The sequence below is a fragment of the Sphingobacterium sp. UBA6317 genome, assembly GCF_002440385.1.
Classification (GTDB): Bacteria; Bacteroidota; Bacteroidia; order Sphingobacteriales; family Sphingobacteriaceae; genus Sphingobacterium; species Sphingobacterium multivorum.
In genome coordinates this window covers 110002-125667 of sequence record NZ_DJTD01000038.1, presented here as the reverse complement: position 1 = coordinate 125667, position 15666 = coordinate 110002, and the positions used below count along the sequence as shown (strand labels likewise).

11 protein-coding genes are annotated in these 15666 nt (G+C 40.5%); 8 read left to right on the top strand and 3 right to left on the bottom strand.

Translation table 11 applies throughout. The features are described 5' to 3' along the window. Positions 1-628: 628 nt before the first annotated feature. Both pnp and B3E92_RS12030 read left to right on the top strand, forming a co-directional pair. Positions 629-2815 carry a polyribonucleotide nucleotidyltransferase gene (gene pnp, locus B3E92_RS12035; protein WP_286896856.1) on the top strand — a complete coding sequence of 729 codons (2187 nt, stop codon included), beginning with the start codon at positions 629-631 and terminating at the stop codon, positions 2813-2815. An 84-nt stretch (positions 2816-2899) separates the two neighbouring features. Then, positions 2900-3847, top strand: coding sequence for a hypothetical protein (locus B3E92_RS12030; RefSeq protein ID WP_286896854.1), 948 nt, complete (start codon positions 2900-2902; stop codon positions 3845-3847). Between the two features lie 70 nt (positions 3848-3917). Here the strand turns inward: B3E92_RS12030 and B3E92_RS12025 are convergent, their stop codons facing one another. Both B3E92_RS12025 and B3E92_RS12020 read right to left on the bottom strand, forming a co-directional pair. Continuing rightward, the gene (locus B3E92_RS12025; RefSeq protein WP_046674143.1) at positions 3918-4244 is read right to left on the bottom strand and encodes a DUF493 domain-containing protein; all 327 of its coding nucleotides are present in this window, start codon (positions 4242-4244) and stop codon (positions 3918-3920) included. Between the two features lie 77 nt (positions 4245-4321). Further along, a complete protein-coding gene (locus tag B3E92_RS12020; protein ID WP_286896852.1) occupies positions 4322-6604 on the bottom strand; it encodes a GH92 family glycosyl hydrolase in 2283 nt (760 codons plus the stop codon). 147 nt (positions 6605-6751) lie between these two features. On the opposite strand from B3E92_RS12020, the gene B3E92_RS12015 reads away from it, so the two are divergent. After that, positions 6752-7762: a LacI family DNA-binding transcriptional regulator gene (locus B3E92_RS12015; protein WP_070563533.1), complete on the top strand. Its 1011-nt coding sequence runs from the start codon at positions 6752-6754 to the stop codon at positions 7760-7762. On the opposite strand, the gene B3E92_RS12010 is transcribed toward B3E92_RS12015, so the two are convergent. Beyond that, positions 7752-8195 carry a methionine-R-sulfoxide reductase gene (locus B3E92_RS12010; RefSeq protein ID WP_376781285.1) on the bottom strand — a complete coding sequence of 148 codons (444 nt, stop codon included), beginning with the start codon at positions 8193-8195 and terminating at the stop codon, positions 7752-7754. The two genes, B3E92_RS12015 and B3E92_RS12010, sit on opposite strands and share 11 nt — an antisense overlap. A 458-nt stretch (positions 8196-8653) precedes the next feature. On the opposite strand from B3E92_RS12010, the gene B3E92_RS12005 reads away from it, so the two are divergent. The 5 genes from B3E92_RS12005 to B3E92_RS11985 are packed head-to-tail and all read left to right on the top strand — an operon-like array spanning position 8654 to position 15647. Then, positions 8654-9916: a cytochrome c3 family protein gene (locus B3E92_RS12005; protein ID WP_070563536.1), complete on the top strand. Its 1263-nt coding sequence runs from the start codon at positions 8654-8656 to the stop codon at positions 9914-9916. Positions 9917-9953: 37 nt separating this feature from the next. Further along, positions 9954-12968 (top strand): TAT-variant-translocated molybdopterin oxidoreductase, encoded by a 3015-nt coding sequence (locus B3E92_RS12000; RefSeq protein ID WP_115047212.1) that lies wholly within the window; start codon positions 9954-9956, stop codon positions 12966-12968. 29 nt (positions 12969-12997) lie between these two features. After that, complete coding sequence (gene nrfD, locus B3E92_RS11995; RefSeq protein ID WP_046674137.1) at positions 12998-14482, top strand: NrfD/PsrC family molybdoenzyme membrane anchor subunit; 1485 nt, start codon at positions 12998-13000, stop codon at positions 14480-14482. Positions 14483-14488: 6 nt separating this feature from the next. Beyond that, positions 14489-15025, top strand: a complete 537-nt coding sequence (locus B3E92_RS11990; protein ID WP_075991040.1) for a DUF3341 domain-containing protein — start codon at positions 14489-14491, stop codon at positions 15023-15025. Beyond that, complete coding sequence (locus B3E92_RS11985; RefSeq protein ID WP_376747259.1) at positions 15009-15647, top strand: c-type cytochrome; 639 nt, start codon at positions 15009-15011, stop codon at positions 15645-15647. The genes B3E92_RS11990 and B3E92_RS11985 overlap by 17 nt, the downstream gene beginning before the upstream one ends. Positions 15648-15666: the final 19 nt, after the last annotated feature.

Below are 15666 nucleotides of genomic sequence, written 5' to 3'. Positions count from 1 at the left end.
ATTTGAGACAGCTTCTTTTTTATTGTGTTTATCGTGCCCGAATTGTTATTGTATTTTTCGCGTCAGCATGGTCGTTTTCTGTTCGTCATGGCCTTTTGTAGTTGTTCAGGACTTTCTTAGGTTAGCGGACGACATTGGCCTATTTATCCCTTACTTCAGTTTCACTATTTAGTCTTTATTTAATCGCTTTTTCCTCGGAGCTTGCTCGCTATTTCTTCGCTTCCAACCGAAGAAGTACCGAACAAGCTCCGAACAAGTACCGAAGAAGCACCGAAGAATCTCCGAAGATGGTAGCCATGTCTTATATTGAAATAGGTTTACATATTATCCCATCCTGAGAAAAGTTTACATCTTTTCTTATACTGCGCAATAGGCTAGATTCCTCTTTATAAATGATCGGCCTTTGGAGGCCTTTTTCGAAAAAGTAAGAGAACTTGAGAAGACTTCAATCGATTCATTGGCTGACAGACTGGGGCAATTGCTACCGTATTCCGAGGGTTTGATGATTTAGCCTGCTGTGAATTGCATTAATCTTAATATTTTAATTTACCTTTGTGCTGAAATCTAATGTATTTAAAATATTGGCATGCTGCCAACAAGATGAAAAGCATGTCGCAAACAAGATTAAATGAATTACAACGAAATTAAAACGACCATCGATATGGGTAATGGCACCCAGATCGAATTGTCTACAGGGAAATTGGCAAAACAGGCTGATGGGGCTGTAGTATTAAAACAAGGTGATACGATGTTGCTTGCAACAGTTGTTTCAGCTAAAGAAGCGAAATCTGGCGTTGATTTTTTACCCCTTTCTGTAGATTATCAAGAAAAATATGCGGCAACTGGCCGTATTCCAGGAGGTTTCTTACGTCGTGAGGCTAGATTGTCAGATTATGAGGTATTGATCTCACGTTTGGTAGACCGTGCATTACGTCCTTTGTTCCCTGAAAATTATCACGCAGATACACAAGTTGCAATCAGCTTGATTTCGGCAGATAAAGATATTATGCCTGACGCTTTAGCAGGTTTGGCGGCTTCTGCAGCTATTGCTGTTTCTGATATTCCTTTCAATGGACCAATTTCTGAAGTTCGTGTTGCGAAAATTGACGGTCAGTTAGTGATCAACCCAAAATTGTCTGAGCTTGAAAATGCAACTTTAGAGTTTATTGTTGCTGGTTCGGCACAGGATATCGGTATGGTCGAAGGTGAAGCGAAAGAAATTTCTGAAGCTGAAATGGTAGAAGCAATTGCTTTTGCTCATGAAGCTATCAAAAAACAAGTTGCTGCTCAGGTAGAACTGGCTAACTTAGTTGGTAAAACTGTGAAGCGTGAGTATAACCACGAGCCTGAAAACCTAGAATTGAGAGATGCTATTTTTGCAGCTACTTACGATAAAGTTTACGCTATTGCAAAATCTGCTTCTGCCAAACATGACCGTTCTGAGAATTTCGCAAAAATCGCGGAAGAGTACAGAGCAACAATGCCCGAGGAATTGGATGATGATACCGCATTCTTATTTAAAAAATATTTCCACGATGTTCAGTATGATGCTGTCCGTAACCTGGTTTTGGATGAAGGTATGCGTTTAGATGGCCGTGATGTACGTACTGTACGTCCGATCTGGTCTGAAGTAGATTACTTGCCTGCTGCACATGGTTCGGCTGTATTCACACGTGGTGAAACACAATCATTGACTTCGGTTACTTTAGGTGCTAAAGACGATGAGCAAATGATTGATGGTGCTTTTATCCACGGTTATAACAAATTTATTCTTCACTACAACTTCCCTGCATTCTCTACAGGTGAGGTAAGACCTAATAGAGGTCCTGGCCGTCGTGAAGTTGGTCACGGTAACTTGGCTATGCGTTCATTGAAACAGGTACTTCCTGCAGACAGTGAAAATCCATATACGATCCGTGTTGTTTCTGATATCTTGGAATCAAATGGATCTTCTTCAATGGCTACGGTATGTGCTGGTACATTAGCACTTTTGGATGCCGGTGTGAAATTGAAAGCGCCAGTTTCAGGTATTGCCATGGGATTGATTTCTGATGAGAAAACTGGTAAATACGCGATCTTATCGGATATCTTAGGTGATGAAGATCATTTAGGGGATATGGACTTTAAAGTAACTGGTACAGAAAAAGGTATCGTTGCTTGTCAAATGGACTTAAAAATCAATGGTTTGAAATGGGAAGTGTTGACGCAAGCTTTGGATCAAGCAAAAGAAGCGCGTTTACACATCTTAGGTGAAATGAAGAAAACAATTTCTGCTCCACGTGAAGACTACAAACCACATGCACCTCGTATCGTTCAATTGTTGATCGATAAAGAATTTATTGGTGCTGTAATCGGACCAGGTGGTAAAATTATCCAAGAGATGCAACGTGAGACCGGTGCTACAATTTCGATCGAAGAAGTTGATAACAAAGGTGTTGTTCAAGTATTCGCAGATAATAAAGCCGCTATCGATGATGCCGTAGGTCGTATTAAAGCAATCGCTTCTAAACCAGAGATTGGTGAAACTTACGAAGGTAAAGTGAAATCAATTATGCCATTCGGTGCTTTCGTTGAAATCATGCCTGGTAAAGATGGTTTATTGCACATCTCTGAAATCGACTGGAAACGTCTTGAAACAATGGACGGTATTTTCAAAGAAGGTGATAAAGTAACGGTTAAATTGTTGGATATCGACAAACAAGGTAAGATGAAGCTTTCGCGTAAAGCGTTATTGCCTCGTCCTCCGAAAGAAGACAAACCAAAGCAGGATAAACCTGCCGGTGAAGCTCCTGTAGCTGGTGCTGGACAAGAATAAGTTTATTCCTTTCAAATGATATGAAAAGCTCGCTTTAAGCGGGCTTTTTTTATGGAAAATAAGACTTACCTACATCTTTATCCTATGAAAAGTATACTTCGTTTGTTTCTGTTTAAACCTGGTCAGATTTTGGTGTTTGTCCTCATGCATGGGTCAGTTTATGGTCAGCGGTCTTATGGGGATAAATTTCAGCAGCTATCTGCCACTGTACAGCATTATGCAGCTAAACATAATATGATCTTGCCCAAGGGGCGTTATGAGTTTTATACACTGGATCGTGCCATTTTGTGGTCCTATAAACAGGATTTATTTTGGCCTCTTAATAGGTTAATCTTAAAGGATAAAGCTATCAGAGATTCAATGACAGACGAGCTTTACATTAATTTTGATCGGGAATATAACCGCTTTGTGATGGATGTGTATGAAAGCCCTTATAAATTTAACGAGGCGAGACTATTTGAAGCACTTTCCGTGCAAGGCTCATTCAGAGGTGGGATGTCACCGCTTGTGGAGCGTTTGTCCAAGTTTTTATTGGATCATCAAGGACGCTGGGGCTTCAATCTGTCTTCTTTTACCTTATATATGGATCGTGAGCGTAGTGTTGTGCCCTTAGCATACGATGGCGAGCCAGAAGTAGTGAAATTGCTCAAGCAATTTTTTGAGGAGGCCAAGATTCCCCATAAACCTGGTATTTACTATGGGAATCCAATGTATTGTTCGTATCGATTTGACTGGATGGCTAATAAAAATAAAGAGATTACGCTCGATTGTGCGGTATATAAAGACTATTTTAATATACTGTTTAGTGAAACGAAGTTATATGCGCTGGGAAGGGCTTGGAATAGCGTGAATGGACAAATGTCTTTTTTTTATGATCGGAAAAATAGCTGGAAACAGTTTGCTGCCCGGCGGGATGTCAAACGAATTTTGGATTTTTTAAATGAGGAGACTGCTGTTAAACTATTCAAGTTGCACTATGCTAGTAAAAGATTTAGCGGCGATTATTGGCTTGATGTCGTTATGCTGAAATAGGGAGGAGTTAGGTTAATATGTAGATCAGAAAACAAATCAGGCTGTCAATTCGACAGCCTGATTTGTTCTTTTATAACATGATAACACCTTTTATCTTCGCTACTTCTTTGTAGTAGTAGATGACCTGATCGGCGTCTTTTACGTTCAAGTTTACCGTAATTGAAGTATACTTACCTGTTTTGGAGTCCTTGAAGTCAAACTGAGCACCTGTGTCATCAAATACGCTCTGGATTTGATTGAAGTGGTCCTGATCTTTTGGTAAGATAAATTTATACGTATAGTCCTTTGGAAATGTTTCTAAGTCTTCTAAGCGCTCTTTGAAAGTTTCATAGAAGTCTTTTGGATTATCACCTCCGTCAGGGATATCTTGTATATTGATGTTTTTGTAATCTGCCATGTTTTATTTCTCCTTAAATATGTTACTAGGGTATTGACAAATATTAATCCAGTAATGTTTTACTGACAATTTTTCAGTTAATTATTGTCAATACTTGAAGGCCAATCGGCTTTGTTTTTACCAAAGTTTTTGTTTGGCGTGGCACTCATCTCGATTTCCATCTGTCCGCCTTCTAAAAGCTGTGCATGTGTAATGAACGACTTAGCATAAGGTTTACCATTCAATTTGATCGATTTAATGTATTGATTTGATTTACCTTGATTTTTAACATCGATCGCTAACGTTTTGCCATTTGGTAAATTGATGTTCGCATGTTGCATCATCGGTGATCCGAAGACATAAACACCACTCATTGCATTCAGTGGATAGAAGCCCATCGCTGAGAACACATACCAGGCACTCATTTGTCCGACGTCATCATTGCCACATAGACCAGCTGGACTGTTTGTGTAAAACTCCGTCATCGCTTTACGGGCTAAGGCCGCACCTTTCCAAGGTTGTCCAGCGTAAGCATATAAGTAAGGGATATGGTGATTTGGTTCGTTCCCTTGCGCATATTGGCCGATTAGTCCTGAAATATCTGGAGAAGCTTCACCACCAAGATCCGATGACATGGTCGTAAAATAATCCAGTTTTTTCAAAAATTTCTCCTCGCCACCGAAAAGATTGATCAGACCTTTGACATCTTGAGGTACTAACCAGGTATATTGCCATGCATTTCCTTCGCAATAATCATTCTCACGGTGTTTGGCCATCAATGGGTCGAAAGGTCTGCGGAAGTCGCCATTGGCTTTTTTACCGACGAAATGACCTACTTCTTTGTCAAAATACTGCTCATATAGTTTGTAACGTTTTTTGAAATAGGCAGCGTCTTCTGTTTTACCTAGTTTTTCAGCAATTTTATAGGCACCAAAGTCGGCAATCGCATATTCTAATGCCCATGCTACAGATTCATTCGGCATGCTGTCGATCGGGATATAAGTCAGTTCACGAGCATATTTCAGGCCGTGATCATTGCCCATGGCTGTGGTCTTAACAGCCTCCCAAACCAAAGGATAATCTTTCTCGTCAATAATTCCTTTTAAGAAGGCATCTGCAATGACTGGAATCGCAGGTAATCCAACCATTGTATTGGTTTCATTACCTTGTAAGTGCCACATGGGCAATTTACCTTGTTGTTGATAGATCGCCAACATGGTTTTGATAAAATCCTGGTTGATTTTACGGTCTTCCAAGATCGTCATCAAAGGATGAAGGCCACGGTAAGTATCCCAAAGCGAAAATACCGTATGGTTGACAAAATCCTGTTTCTCGTATACTTGTTTGTCAGTTCCTAAATAATCGCCATTGGCATCGTTGAAGATGGTCGGAGCGAAGTAGGTATGGTATAATGCCGTATAGAAGATTGTCTTCGTATCTTTGTCGGCTTCAAATTGAATCTTATTTAAGGTTTTATTCCAACGCTGATCGGCTTCTTGTTTTACTTTTTCAAAATTCCAGCCCGGGATCTCTGCATTGATATTATTCAGGGCATTGGTCGAGCTTACTGGAGAAATACCGACTTTAAGTTCGATGGTTTTGTTTTTAACAGCATCGAAGAATAAAGCCGCTTTTATCGCCTGTCCTTTAAATGTTGTTTGGCCTAATTTTTCTTCTTTACCGTCGAAAAATCTTACTTTCTGTATCGGTTGGGAAGTTCTGATGGCAAAATACAATTTTTGGTCAGCTGCCCATCCTGTTGAAAAGCGGTAACCAACAAAGGTCGAGTCGTTCACCTGTTTGATGTAGGTGTCTGTCGGTTTATCCCAATTGATATGGTAGCCTAAGTCGACCAAAATATGCGCATTGTCTGTTTTTTCATAGCGATATTGGTGATAGCCAACACGTTCGGTTGCTGTCAGGTTGGCCTGTACCTGATAGTCATCTAAATAAGCGCTATAGAATCCGGGTTTGGCAACCTCATTTTCCTTTTTGAAGGAAGAGCCATAACCTGTATTCATTTTATTGAATTCCGCTGGCGTTAATTGTAATTTTCCGTTAGCAGGAACGATCATAAGGTCGTTGAGGTCACCGATACCTGTTCCGCTCAGGTGGGTATGGGTAAAACCTAAAATTTCCTGGCTTTTGTAATTGTATCCACTGCACCAATCCCATCCATTGAACTTGTCCCAAATCTGTGGGATTTGAGTAGGCCCCAATTGTACCGCACCTAAAGGTACATTCGCACCAACAAAGACGTGGCCATGATCCGCGGACCCAATAAAGGGGTTGACATATTGTGTAAGATTTTGCTGGGCTTGCGCACAAAATGGCAAAATTAGTGTGCCCAACACTGTTTTGAGTAGTTTATTTCCTGTCATAGGTTTTGTTCGGGTATTTGAAAACTGCTTAAAATTAGTAAATAAAACCTTTTAGCGCAATTTTATTATTATTTTAGTAAATTGTCGTTAAATTTTTTACTTTAGTAATCTTCGTAATAAAAAACTTAACAAACCTACTACTACTACATGAAGAAACGTATTCTGATCAGTGATATCGCAAAGGCCTTGGGGATTTCTGTAACTACTGTGTCCTTTATTTTAAATGATAAGGCAAAAGAAAAGCGTATTAGTGAGGCTTTGACTAAGCGGGTTTTGGAATATGTCAAAAAGGTCGGCTATAAGCCCAATGAATTGGCAAAAAGTCTCCGCACAGGGAAGACGAAGATTCTAGGTTTGATTATCGAAGATATTTCCAATCCTTTTTTTGGGAATATAGCACGCCTGATCGAAAGTAAGGTCTATGAGCAGGGCTATCGTATTATTTATTGTAGTACCAACAATGATGTAGAAAAAGCGAAGGAGTTGATCCAGATGTTTTACGATCGGCAGGTGGATGGTTTTATTATTACACCTTCCGATGGATTGGAAGATACCGTTAAGCAGTTACAGCAGAATAATATCCCGGTTGTGCTCTTCGACCGATATTTTCCGGGGCTTGAAACAGACTATGTTGGGGCCGACAATTTTCAGGGGGCCTTTGATGCAAGTAACCATTTGTGTCAACAAGGTTATAGACGTATCGGATTTGTATCGCTCTACTCGGATCAAACTCAAATGAAAGAGCGTTCAGATGGCTATATGAAAGCTATGGATAATAATAAGCAGCAAAGTTTTATCCAGAAGATCCAAATGGATGCTTCGGATGAGGAGGCGATGGAATCTTTGCGGGAGTTCATCTGTGAAAACAGGCTGGATGCTGTTTTGTTCTCCACTAACTATTTGGCGATTTCGGGCTTGAAGGCCGCTAAAAAGTTCAACTTTACGATGCCAGCAGTCATTGCTTTTGACGACCATACAGTTTTTAAGTTGGTAGAACCTGCTATCACAGTTGTTTCGCAGCCGATCAAGGACATTGCTGAGAACCTGATTAATATTTTGTTGCTTCGTCTTCAGGGTAAAATAAAAGCAACACGTAGAATGGTGTTGCCTTGTGAACTGAAAGTTCGTGAGTCGACTAAAGTGAAAGTTACTTCGTAGTATCGGCTACAAATTTCATTGAAATAGAATTAACGCAGTGACGCGTGTTTTTTGTCGTAAAGCCTTCTCCGAGGAATACATGGCCTAAATGCGCGCCACATGTGCTACAAAGGATTTCAGTGCGGCGACCATCGGCATCGGTGATCCTTGTAATTGCTCCAGGAATCTCATCATCAAAACTTGGCCAGCCACAGCCAGATTCAAATTTCGACTCCGAACGGTATAGTGGGCTGTCACAACGGCGGCAGATATAAGTTCCTTTGAGCTTATTGTCTAAAAGTTCGCCGGTAAAAGGCCGTTCAGTTCCCTTATGTATAATAATGTATTCCTCTTCTTTACTTAACGGGTTGTATTTTTTGTTTGTTTCCATTGTTGTCGTGTGTTTAGTGTTGAAGCTGGCTTTACTAGGAGCTACCCAATAGGAACGCGTTATTCTTTCGATATAATGAGCTATTCCCGCTATATAAAGACATCATCCAGATTTTTTTATTGTTAGCTCGGGACCTGACCCTGACCAGATCTCCATTCATCTTGATAAAGTTCTCGATTCGTCTTATAAAGGTACGGAAATTAGGACGAAAAAAAACTTTTTGTGTCTTCTGCGATCCGCTATTTTGAGTATTTTAAATTGTCATGGAATTGTCTTATATTTGAATGGCTATCCAAATGAAAAGTTGTAGCGATGGAACTACTTTAATAGCTTAATGCTGTTTTTATCCTTGTTTAAACGCATTTGTTTAGAATGATTATAAATTGATATTAAAGGTCACAAAATTGTCAGCGATTTGTTAATAAATCATACTTTTGTGGCATTGTTAGGGGGGTAGTGGCTCCTTTAACCATGGGAGTTAATTTTTTACATTCACAAATAAATAGTATAAAGTGCTAAATATGAGAACTATCTCATCCGTTTTGGGAAGCCTTGCGAGGGTGGTGTCAACGAGTTTGATGCTATTATTTGCCGTTACGACGTTGCATGCGCAAGATGTCAAGGAAGGTGAAAAAATCTTCAAATCTAAGTGTACATCCTGTCACGCCATTGACAGAAAAGTGGTTGGTCCTGCTTTAAAGGGGATTCCAGAGACGAAAGACGAAGCTTGGTTAATCAAGTGGATCAAGAACTCTCAGGCTTTAATTGCGTCTGGCGATGCTGATGCAGTTAAAATCTTCGAAGAGAACAACAAGCTTGTGATGACTTCTTTTACTGATTTATCTGACGATCAGATCAAGTCGGTATTAGCGTATATCACCGATGCTTCTAAGGAGAAACCGAAAGAGGCTGCTGCTGGTGGTGCTGGCGCTAAAGATGATAACGCGTCTATGTTCATGATTTTGGGCTTGATCGCAGTTGTTGTTTTGGCTGTAGTGGTTATCGTGGTGTTGAATCGTGTGATCCGTACCTTAGAAAATGTAATTGCTAAAAACCAAGAAGCTATTGCTGCGCAACAAGAGCCAGAAGATAGCCAACGTTTTGTGAAGTTTGCGAAAGCATTCGTTAAAAACAAAAAGTTGGTTGGCTTTACAGTCTTGATGTTAGTTGCATTATTAGCTGTAGGTGGTTGGAAGACCATGTGGAACGTTGGTGTTCACCAAGGCTATCAGCCGGTTCAACCAATTAAGTTCTCGCACCAAATCCACGCTGGTGTTAACAAAATTGAGTGTCAATACTGTCACGGTGGAGCATTTAAATCTAAAAATGCGTCTATTCCATCGGCCAACGTATGTATGAACTGTCACAATACAATCACTGCATCAGAGCATTATGATGGTGAGATTTCTCCGGAAATTGCTAAAATCTATCGTGCATTGGATTGGAATCCTGATACGCGTACTTACGGTAACAATCCGAAGCCAATTCAATGGGTTCGTATCCACAACTTACCTGACTTTGCTTACTTCAACCACTCACAACACGTTGTGGTAGCTGGTGTTGAGTGTCAAACTTGTCACGGTCCAATCCAAAATATGGAAGAAGTATACCAATACTCTCCATTGACGATGAAATGGTGTGTTGATTGTCACAAAAAGACAGATATCAAATCGGATAACAAATACTATGAAGATTTGATTAAAGCACACGAAAGAATTAAGAAAGGTGAGAAAATGACTGCAGCCATGATCGGTGGTCTTGAGTGTGGTAAGTGTCACTATTAATAATTATTTGAAATACGCAATCTTATATACAGCTTAAATGGATAGCAATAAAAAATATTGGAAAGGTTTGGAAGAGTTAAACCAAACTCCTGCTTTCGTTGAAGGAAGCAAGGGTGAGTTTGCCGAATCTATTCCTGTAGAAGATGTATTAAACGAAGCTGGCTTGAGTACTAAAACTCCTCGCCGTGACTTCTTGAAAGCATTAGGATTTGGTTTGGGTGCTGTTTCTTTAGCGGCTTGTAACCGTACTCCTGTGCATAAGGCAGTTCCTTATTTGATTAAACCTGAAGAGGTAACTCCAGGTATCCCTAACTATTATGCTTCGACGTTCAACGGTCAAAGTATCTTGGTTAAAACGCGCGAAGGTCGTCCGATCAATGTTGAGCCTAACCCGAATGCAATTGGTTTGAACCAAGGTTTGGATTCAACGACTGCTGCTTCTGTATTGGATTTATACGATGAGTCCAAATTGAAACAGGCACAATTGAAAGGTCAAGATGTAGAGTGGTCTAAATTGGATGGGGAAGTTGTTAAAGCTTTGAATGCAGCAGCATCTTCTGGTAAACAAATTACGATCGTTTCTAACACCGTAAACAGTCCTTCAACGTTGGCGGCTATCGCTGCTTTCGCAACGAAATTCCCAACAGTTAACCATGTACAATACGATGCTGTATCTTACAGCGGTATTATTGAGGCGAATAAAGCTTCATTTGGGAAAGCTGTTGTCCCTTCATACAATTTTGAAAAGGCAAATGTGATTGTTTCCGTTGCAGCTGATTTCTTAGGAACTTGGTTAGCAGGTGAGGAGCATACACAACAATACGCTAAAAACCGTGATTATAAATCGTTGAAAAACGGAAAAATGTCACGTCACGTGCAATTTGAGTCTGGTCTTTCGATGACTGGTACAAATGCGGATGCTCGTATCGCCATCAAACCTTCGGAAGAAGGAGCTACATTGGTTGCTTTATATAATGCAATCACTGGTCAGTCTTTGGCTGGTGCCACTGCAAACAAAAAAGCACAAAAAGGTGTCGCTCTAGCAGCGAAAGAATTGGTGAACAGCAAAGGCGCAGCAGTTGTTGTTGCTGGTTCTAACGATGTCAATGTACAGGTATTGGTCAATGCAATTAACGTTGCATTAGGCGCGTACGGTACAATCATCGATTTGGATAACTATTCTAAACAATACCAAGGTTCAGATTCTTCGTTCCAAGCTTTCTTAGCAGCTGCGAAATCAGGTCAAGTTGGTGTTGCGTTCTTCTTGAATAGCAACCCGGTGTATGATTACTTCAAAGCAGAAGATGTAAAAGCAGCGTTGAAACAAGTTCCTTTCACCTTATCGTTTTCGCAACGTGCGGATGAAACAGCTTCTGAATTGACAGCGATCGCTCCAGCAAGTACATTCTTGGAGTCTTGGGGTGATGCGAATCCAAAAGAAGGTTTGTTCTCGATCGTTCAACCAACAATTAATCCTGTTTTCAAAACACGTCAAGTTGAACAAAGCTTGTTGACTTGGGCAGGAAATGATACCGATATGTACAACTTCGTTAAGAACTTGTGGTCTACACAAATCTTAGCGGGTTCTACGAAAAACTGGGATGCTGTATTGCAAACTGGTTTTGAATATAAAGGTGCTAAAGCGGCAACAGCTCCTGCATTTACAGGAAATGCTGCAGCGGCGGCTTCAGCGATTGAGGCATCAAGCAAAGCGATTACAGGTGAGTTTGAATTGAAACTTTATGAGCCTGCTGGTCTTCGTGACGGTCGTTACGCGAACAACGCTTATTTACAAGAACTGCCTGACCCTGTTTCTAAAGTAACTTGGGATAACTACGCTGCTCTTAACCCGAAAGATGCTGAGAAATTAGGATTGGGTGAAGACGGTAAAGTGACTGTAAAAGCAAATGGTGTTGAATTGGAATTGCCAGTTGTACAACAACCTGGTCAAGCACAAGGAACAGTTTCTATTGCTGTAGGTTACGGCCGTACAAAAGTTGGTAAAGCAGGTAATGAAGTTGGTAAAAACGCGTTCCCTTTTGCTTCTATCATCAATGGTACAGTACAAGGTGTTGCTAAAGCAACTGTAGCGAAAGCGTCTGGAACTTACCAATTGGCACAAACACAAACACACCACACGATCGAAGGTCGTAACGTGATCCGTGAGACGACATTTGCGAAATATCTGAAAGATCCTAACTCTGAGGCAGGACGCTTTACAGATAATCACAAAACATACGATTTGTGGAACAAATATGAGCAACCTGGTCACAAATGGGTGATGGCAATCGACTTGAACGCATGTACGGGTTGTGGTGCTTGTATCGTTGCTTGTAACGTTGAAAATAATATTCCTGTTGTAGGTCGTGATGAGGTTCGTCGTCGTCGTGAAATGCACTGGTTACGTATTGACCGTTACTATACAATCGAAGGAAAAGATCAAGATCTTACAAAAGAGAAAGAAATTGCGAGAGCTTCGGCTGATTTAGATTTCGAAGATATCACTGTTGTTCACCAACCGATGTTGTGTCAACACTGTGGTCACGCACCTTGTGAAACGGTTTGTCCAGTATTGGCAACAGTACACTCTTCAGAAGGTTTAAACCACATGGCATATAACCGTTGTTTTGGTACACGTTACTGTGCGAATAACTGTCCTTTCAAAGTTCGTCGTTTCAACTGGTTTGCATACTGGAATGATTCACGTTTTGACAACTACTTGAACAATGAGTTCACACAATTGGTATTGAATCCAGATGTTGTTACTCGTTCACGTGGGGTAATGGAGAAATGTTCAATGTGTATCCAACGTATTCAAGCAGGTAAATTGCAAGCTAAGATTCAAAATCGCAAAGTTAAAGATGGCGATATCCAAATGGCTTGTCAACAAGCATGTTCGGCAAATGCGATCATCTTTGGAGATGCAAATGATCCAGAATCAGAAGTATCAAAAGCATTACGCAACGAGCGTGTTTATTACGTACTTGAGGAAATCAATGTTCAACCGGGTATCGGTTATATGACAAAAGTTAGAAACACTTTTGAGGCGTAATCTTGTACAATATTTGAAATAAAAATACTATGTCATCGCATAACGAATCAATATTAAGAGAACCATTAATGACCGGTAAGGACATTACGTATGCAAAAATTACGGATGATATCTTACTACCGGTTGAAAATAAACCGAATAAAGCATGGTGGATTGGTTTTACCGTTGCTGTATTAGGTGCTTTATTATGGGTAGTTAGCGTTAGTTATACCTTTTGGACAGGTATCGGCGCTTGGGGTCTGAATAAAACTGTAGGCTGGGCTTGGGATATCACCGACTTCGTATGGTGGGTAGGTATCGGTCACGCGGGTACGTTGATTTCAGCTGTATTATTAATCTTCCGCCAGAACTGGCGTAATTCAATCAACCGTTCTGCAGAGGCGATGACGATCTTTGCGGTAATCTGTGCGGCGACATACGTTGTAGCTCACATGGGGCGTCCTTGGTTGGCTTATTGGATTTTCCCACTTCCAAATCAATTTGGATCACTTTGGGTAAACTTCAACTCTCCTTTGGTGTGGGATGCGTTTGCGATCTCGACTTACTTTACAGTATCCTTGGTATTCTGGTACTGTGGTTTGTTGCCGGATATCGCGACAATTCGTGACCGTGCTACTGGATTAAAACAAAAAATCTATTCTGTATTATCATTCGGATGGAATGGTTCTGTTAAGACTTGGCAACGTTTTGAAATCGTGTCATTGATCTTGGCCGGTATTTCTACTCCGCTGGTACTTTCTGTACACACGATCGTATCCATGGACTTTGCAACTTCGGTTATCCCTGGATGGCATACAACGATCTTCCCTCCATATTTCGTGGCGGGTGCGATCTTCTCTGGTTTCGCGATGGTACAGACTTTATTGTTGATCTTACGTAAAGTAATGAACTTTGAGAACTACATCACGATGTTCCACATTGAGTCGATGAATATCATTATCATGACGACAGGTTCTATCGTGGGTGTAGCTTATTTAACTGAGTTGTTTATCGCAATGTACTCTCGTTCAGAATACGAAATGTATGCTTTCGAGAACCGTATGTTGGGTCCATACGCGTGGGCTTACTGGTCAATGATGACTTGTAACGTAATTTCTCCACAGTTATTCTGGTTCAAAAAAATCCGTACAAGTATTCCTATCTCATGGATCTTATCGATTGTGGTAAACATCGGTATGTGGTTTGAGCGTTTTGTAATTATCGTGACTTCATTGCACCGTGATTACTTGCCTTCATCTTGGGCAATGTTCTACCCAACTTGGACAGACGTAGGTATCTTTGTAGGTTCAATCGGATTATTCTTTACATTATTCTTGTTGTTCTTACGTTTCTTACCAGGTATCGCTATCGCCGAAGTGAAATTGTTGTTGAAATCATCTTCATTACAACATAAAACTAAATTGGCTCAAGAAGGCGCATTCCCTGAGGAACAAGTGAAGTACTTCCAAGAGTCATTAGAGAAATATGATTCAGTGACAGAAGAAGAGATTAAAGAATTATCAGTTAGAAAATAATCAGCAATGAGCAATACAAAATATATATTAGGTAGTTTTGCGGATCCCGATGAAATGATGCATGGGATCGACAAATTGCAAGCAAACAATATAAGTATTTACGACTGCTTTACTCCGATGCCTATTCACGGCATCGAAGCAAAGCTGGGTGTGAAACCTTCTCGCTTGCCTATCGCAGCATTTTGCTTTGGAGCATTAGGAACGACATTAGGTTTTAGTTTGTTGTATTATACAATGGCTTATGATTGGCCGATGAATATCGGTGGTAAACCATCTTTTGGTATGCCAAACTTTGTTCCAGTTACATTTGAGGTTACGATCTTATTGTGTGCATTGGGTATGGTTGCCACGTTTTTCTTCCGTAACCACTTATTTCCGGGACGTGCACCTCGTGTAATGGACTTGAGAGCAACAGATGATCGTTTCATCCTTGCAGTAGATGCCAAAGAAAATACAGATCACGCTTTGATCGATAGCTTATTGAAAGAAGCTGGAGCTGTTGAAGTTAAGTACAATGATAGAAAATATGTTAGCTATGAATAAGAAGAATTTACTTGGAACGCTATGCGCAGCTGTGGCATTGACAGCACTTGTTTCTTCTTGTGGTGACAAAACAACTCGTAGTACAGGTTTAGAGTTTTCTCGTAACATGTACGATCCGCTTGCTTTCAATCCGGATCAACCTAATGCGAATTTTGCTGATGGAAAAACAGCACAAACACCTCCTAAAGGTACAGATCCAATTGGTTTCACTCGTTTTGAATACGCCAATACATTAGAGGATTATGAACGTGCAGGAAGAGAAGTAAAAAGTCCTTTGGTCGTAAATGCCGAAAATCTTGAAAAAGGTAAAGCTTTGTTCACCACTTACTGCTCGATATGTCATGGAGTAGAAGGTAAAGGTGATGGTCCTATCACGAAAGACCGTAGCGTGACTGATTCAAGAGGTACTCGTCAATTAGAGAACTTTCCTCCGCCACCATCTTATCAAAGAACAGATGCAGCGAGCTCTTCACGGGGTGGTTTGATGGCTGACTTGACTGATGGTAAAATTTACCATACAATTTATTACGGACACAACTCCATGGGATCACATGCATCTCAATTGTCTCCAGAGGAGAGATGGAAAGTTGTTATGTATGTTAACGAATTACAAAAGAAATAATCTAACATCAGATATATAA

What these genes read in the sequence shown, in the direction of transcription:
- pnp (WP_286896856.1), top strand. Translation starts at nt 629, where the DNA reads ATGAATTACAACGAAATTAAAACGACCATCGATATGGGTAATGGCACC.
- B3E92_RS12030 (WP_286896854.1), top strand. Translation starts at nt 2,900, where the DNA reads ATGAAAAGTATACTTCGTTTGTTTCTGTTTAAACCTGGTCAGATTTTG.
- B3E92_RS12025 (WP_046674143.1), bottom strand. Translation starts at nt 4,244, where the DNA reads ATGGCAGATTACAAAAACATCAATATACAAGATATCCCTGACGGAGGT.
- B3E92_RS12020 (WP_286896852.1), bottom strand. Translation starts at nt 6,604, where the DNA reads ATGACAGGAAATAAACTACTCAAAACAGTGTTGGGCACACTAATTTTG.
- B3E92_RS12015 (WP_070563533.1), top strand. Translation starts at nt 6,752, where the DNA reads ATGAAGAAACGTATTCTGATCAGTGATATCGCAAAGGCCTTGGGGATT.
- B3E92_RS12005 (WP_070563536.1), top strand. Translation starts at nt 8,654, where the DNA reads ATGAGAACTATCTCATCCGTTTTGGGAAGCCTTGCGAGGGTGGTGTCA.
- B3E92_RS12000 (WP_115047212.1), top strand. Translation starts at nt 9,954, where the DNA reads ATGGATAGCAATAAAAAATATTGGAAAGGTTTGGAAGAGTTAAACCAA.
- nrfD (WP_046674137.1), top strand. Translation starts at nt 12,998, where the DNA reads ATGTCATCGCATAACGAATCAATATTAAGAGAACCATTAATGACCGGT.
- B3E92_RS11990 (WP_075991040.1), top strand. Translation starts at nt 14,489, where the DNA reads ATGAGCAATACAAAATATATATTAGGTAGTTTTGCGGATCCCGATGAA.
- B3E92_RS11985 (WP_376747259.1), top strand. Translation starts at nt 15,009, where the DNA reads ATGTTAGCTATGAATAAGAAGAATTTACTTGGAACGCTATGCGCAGCT.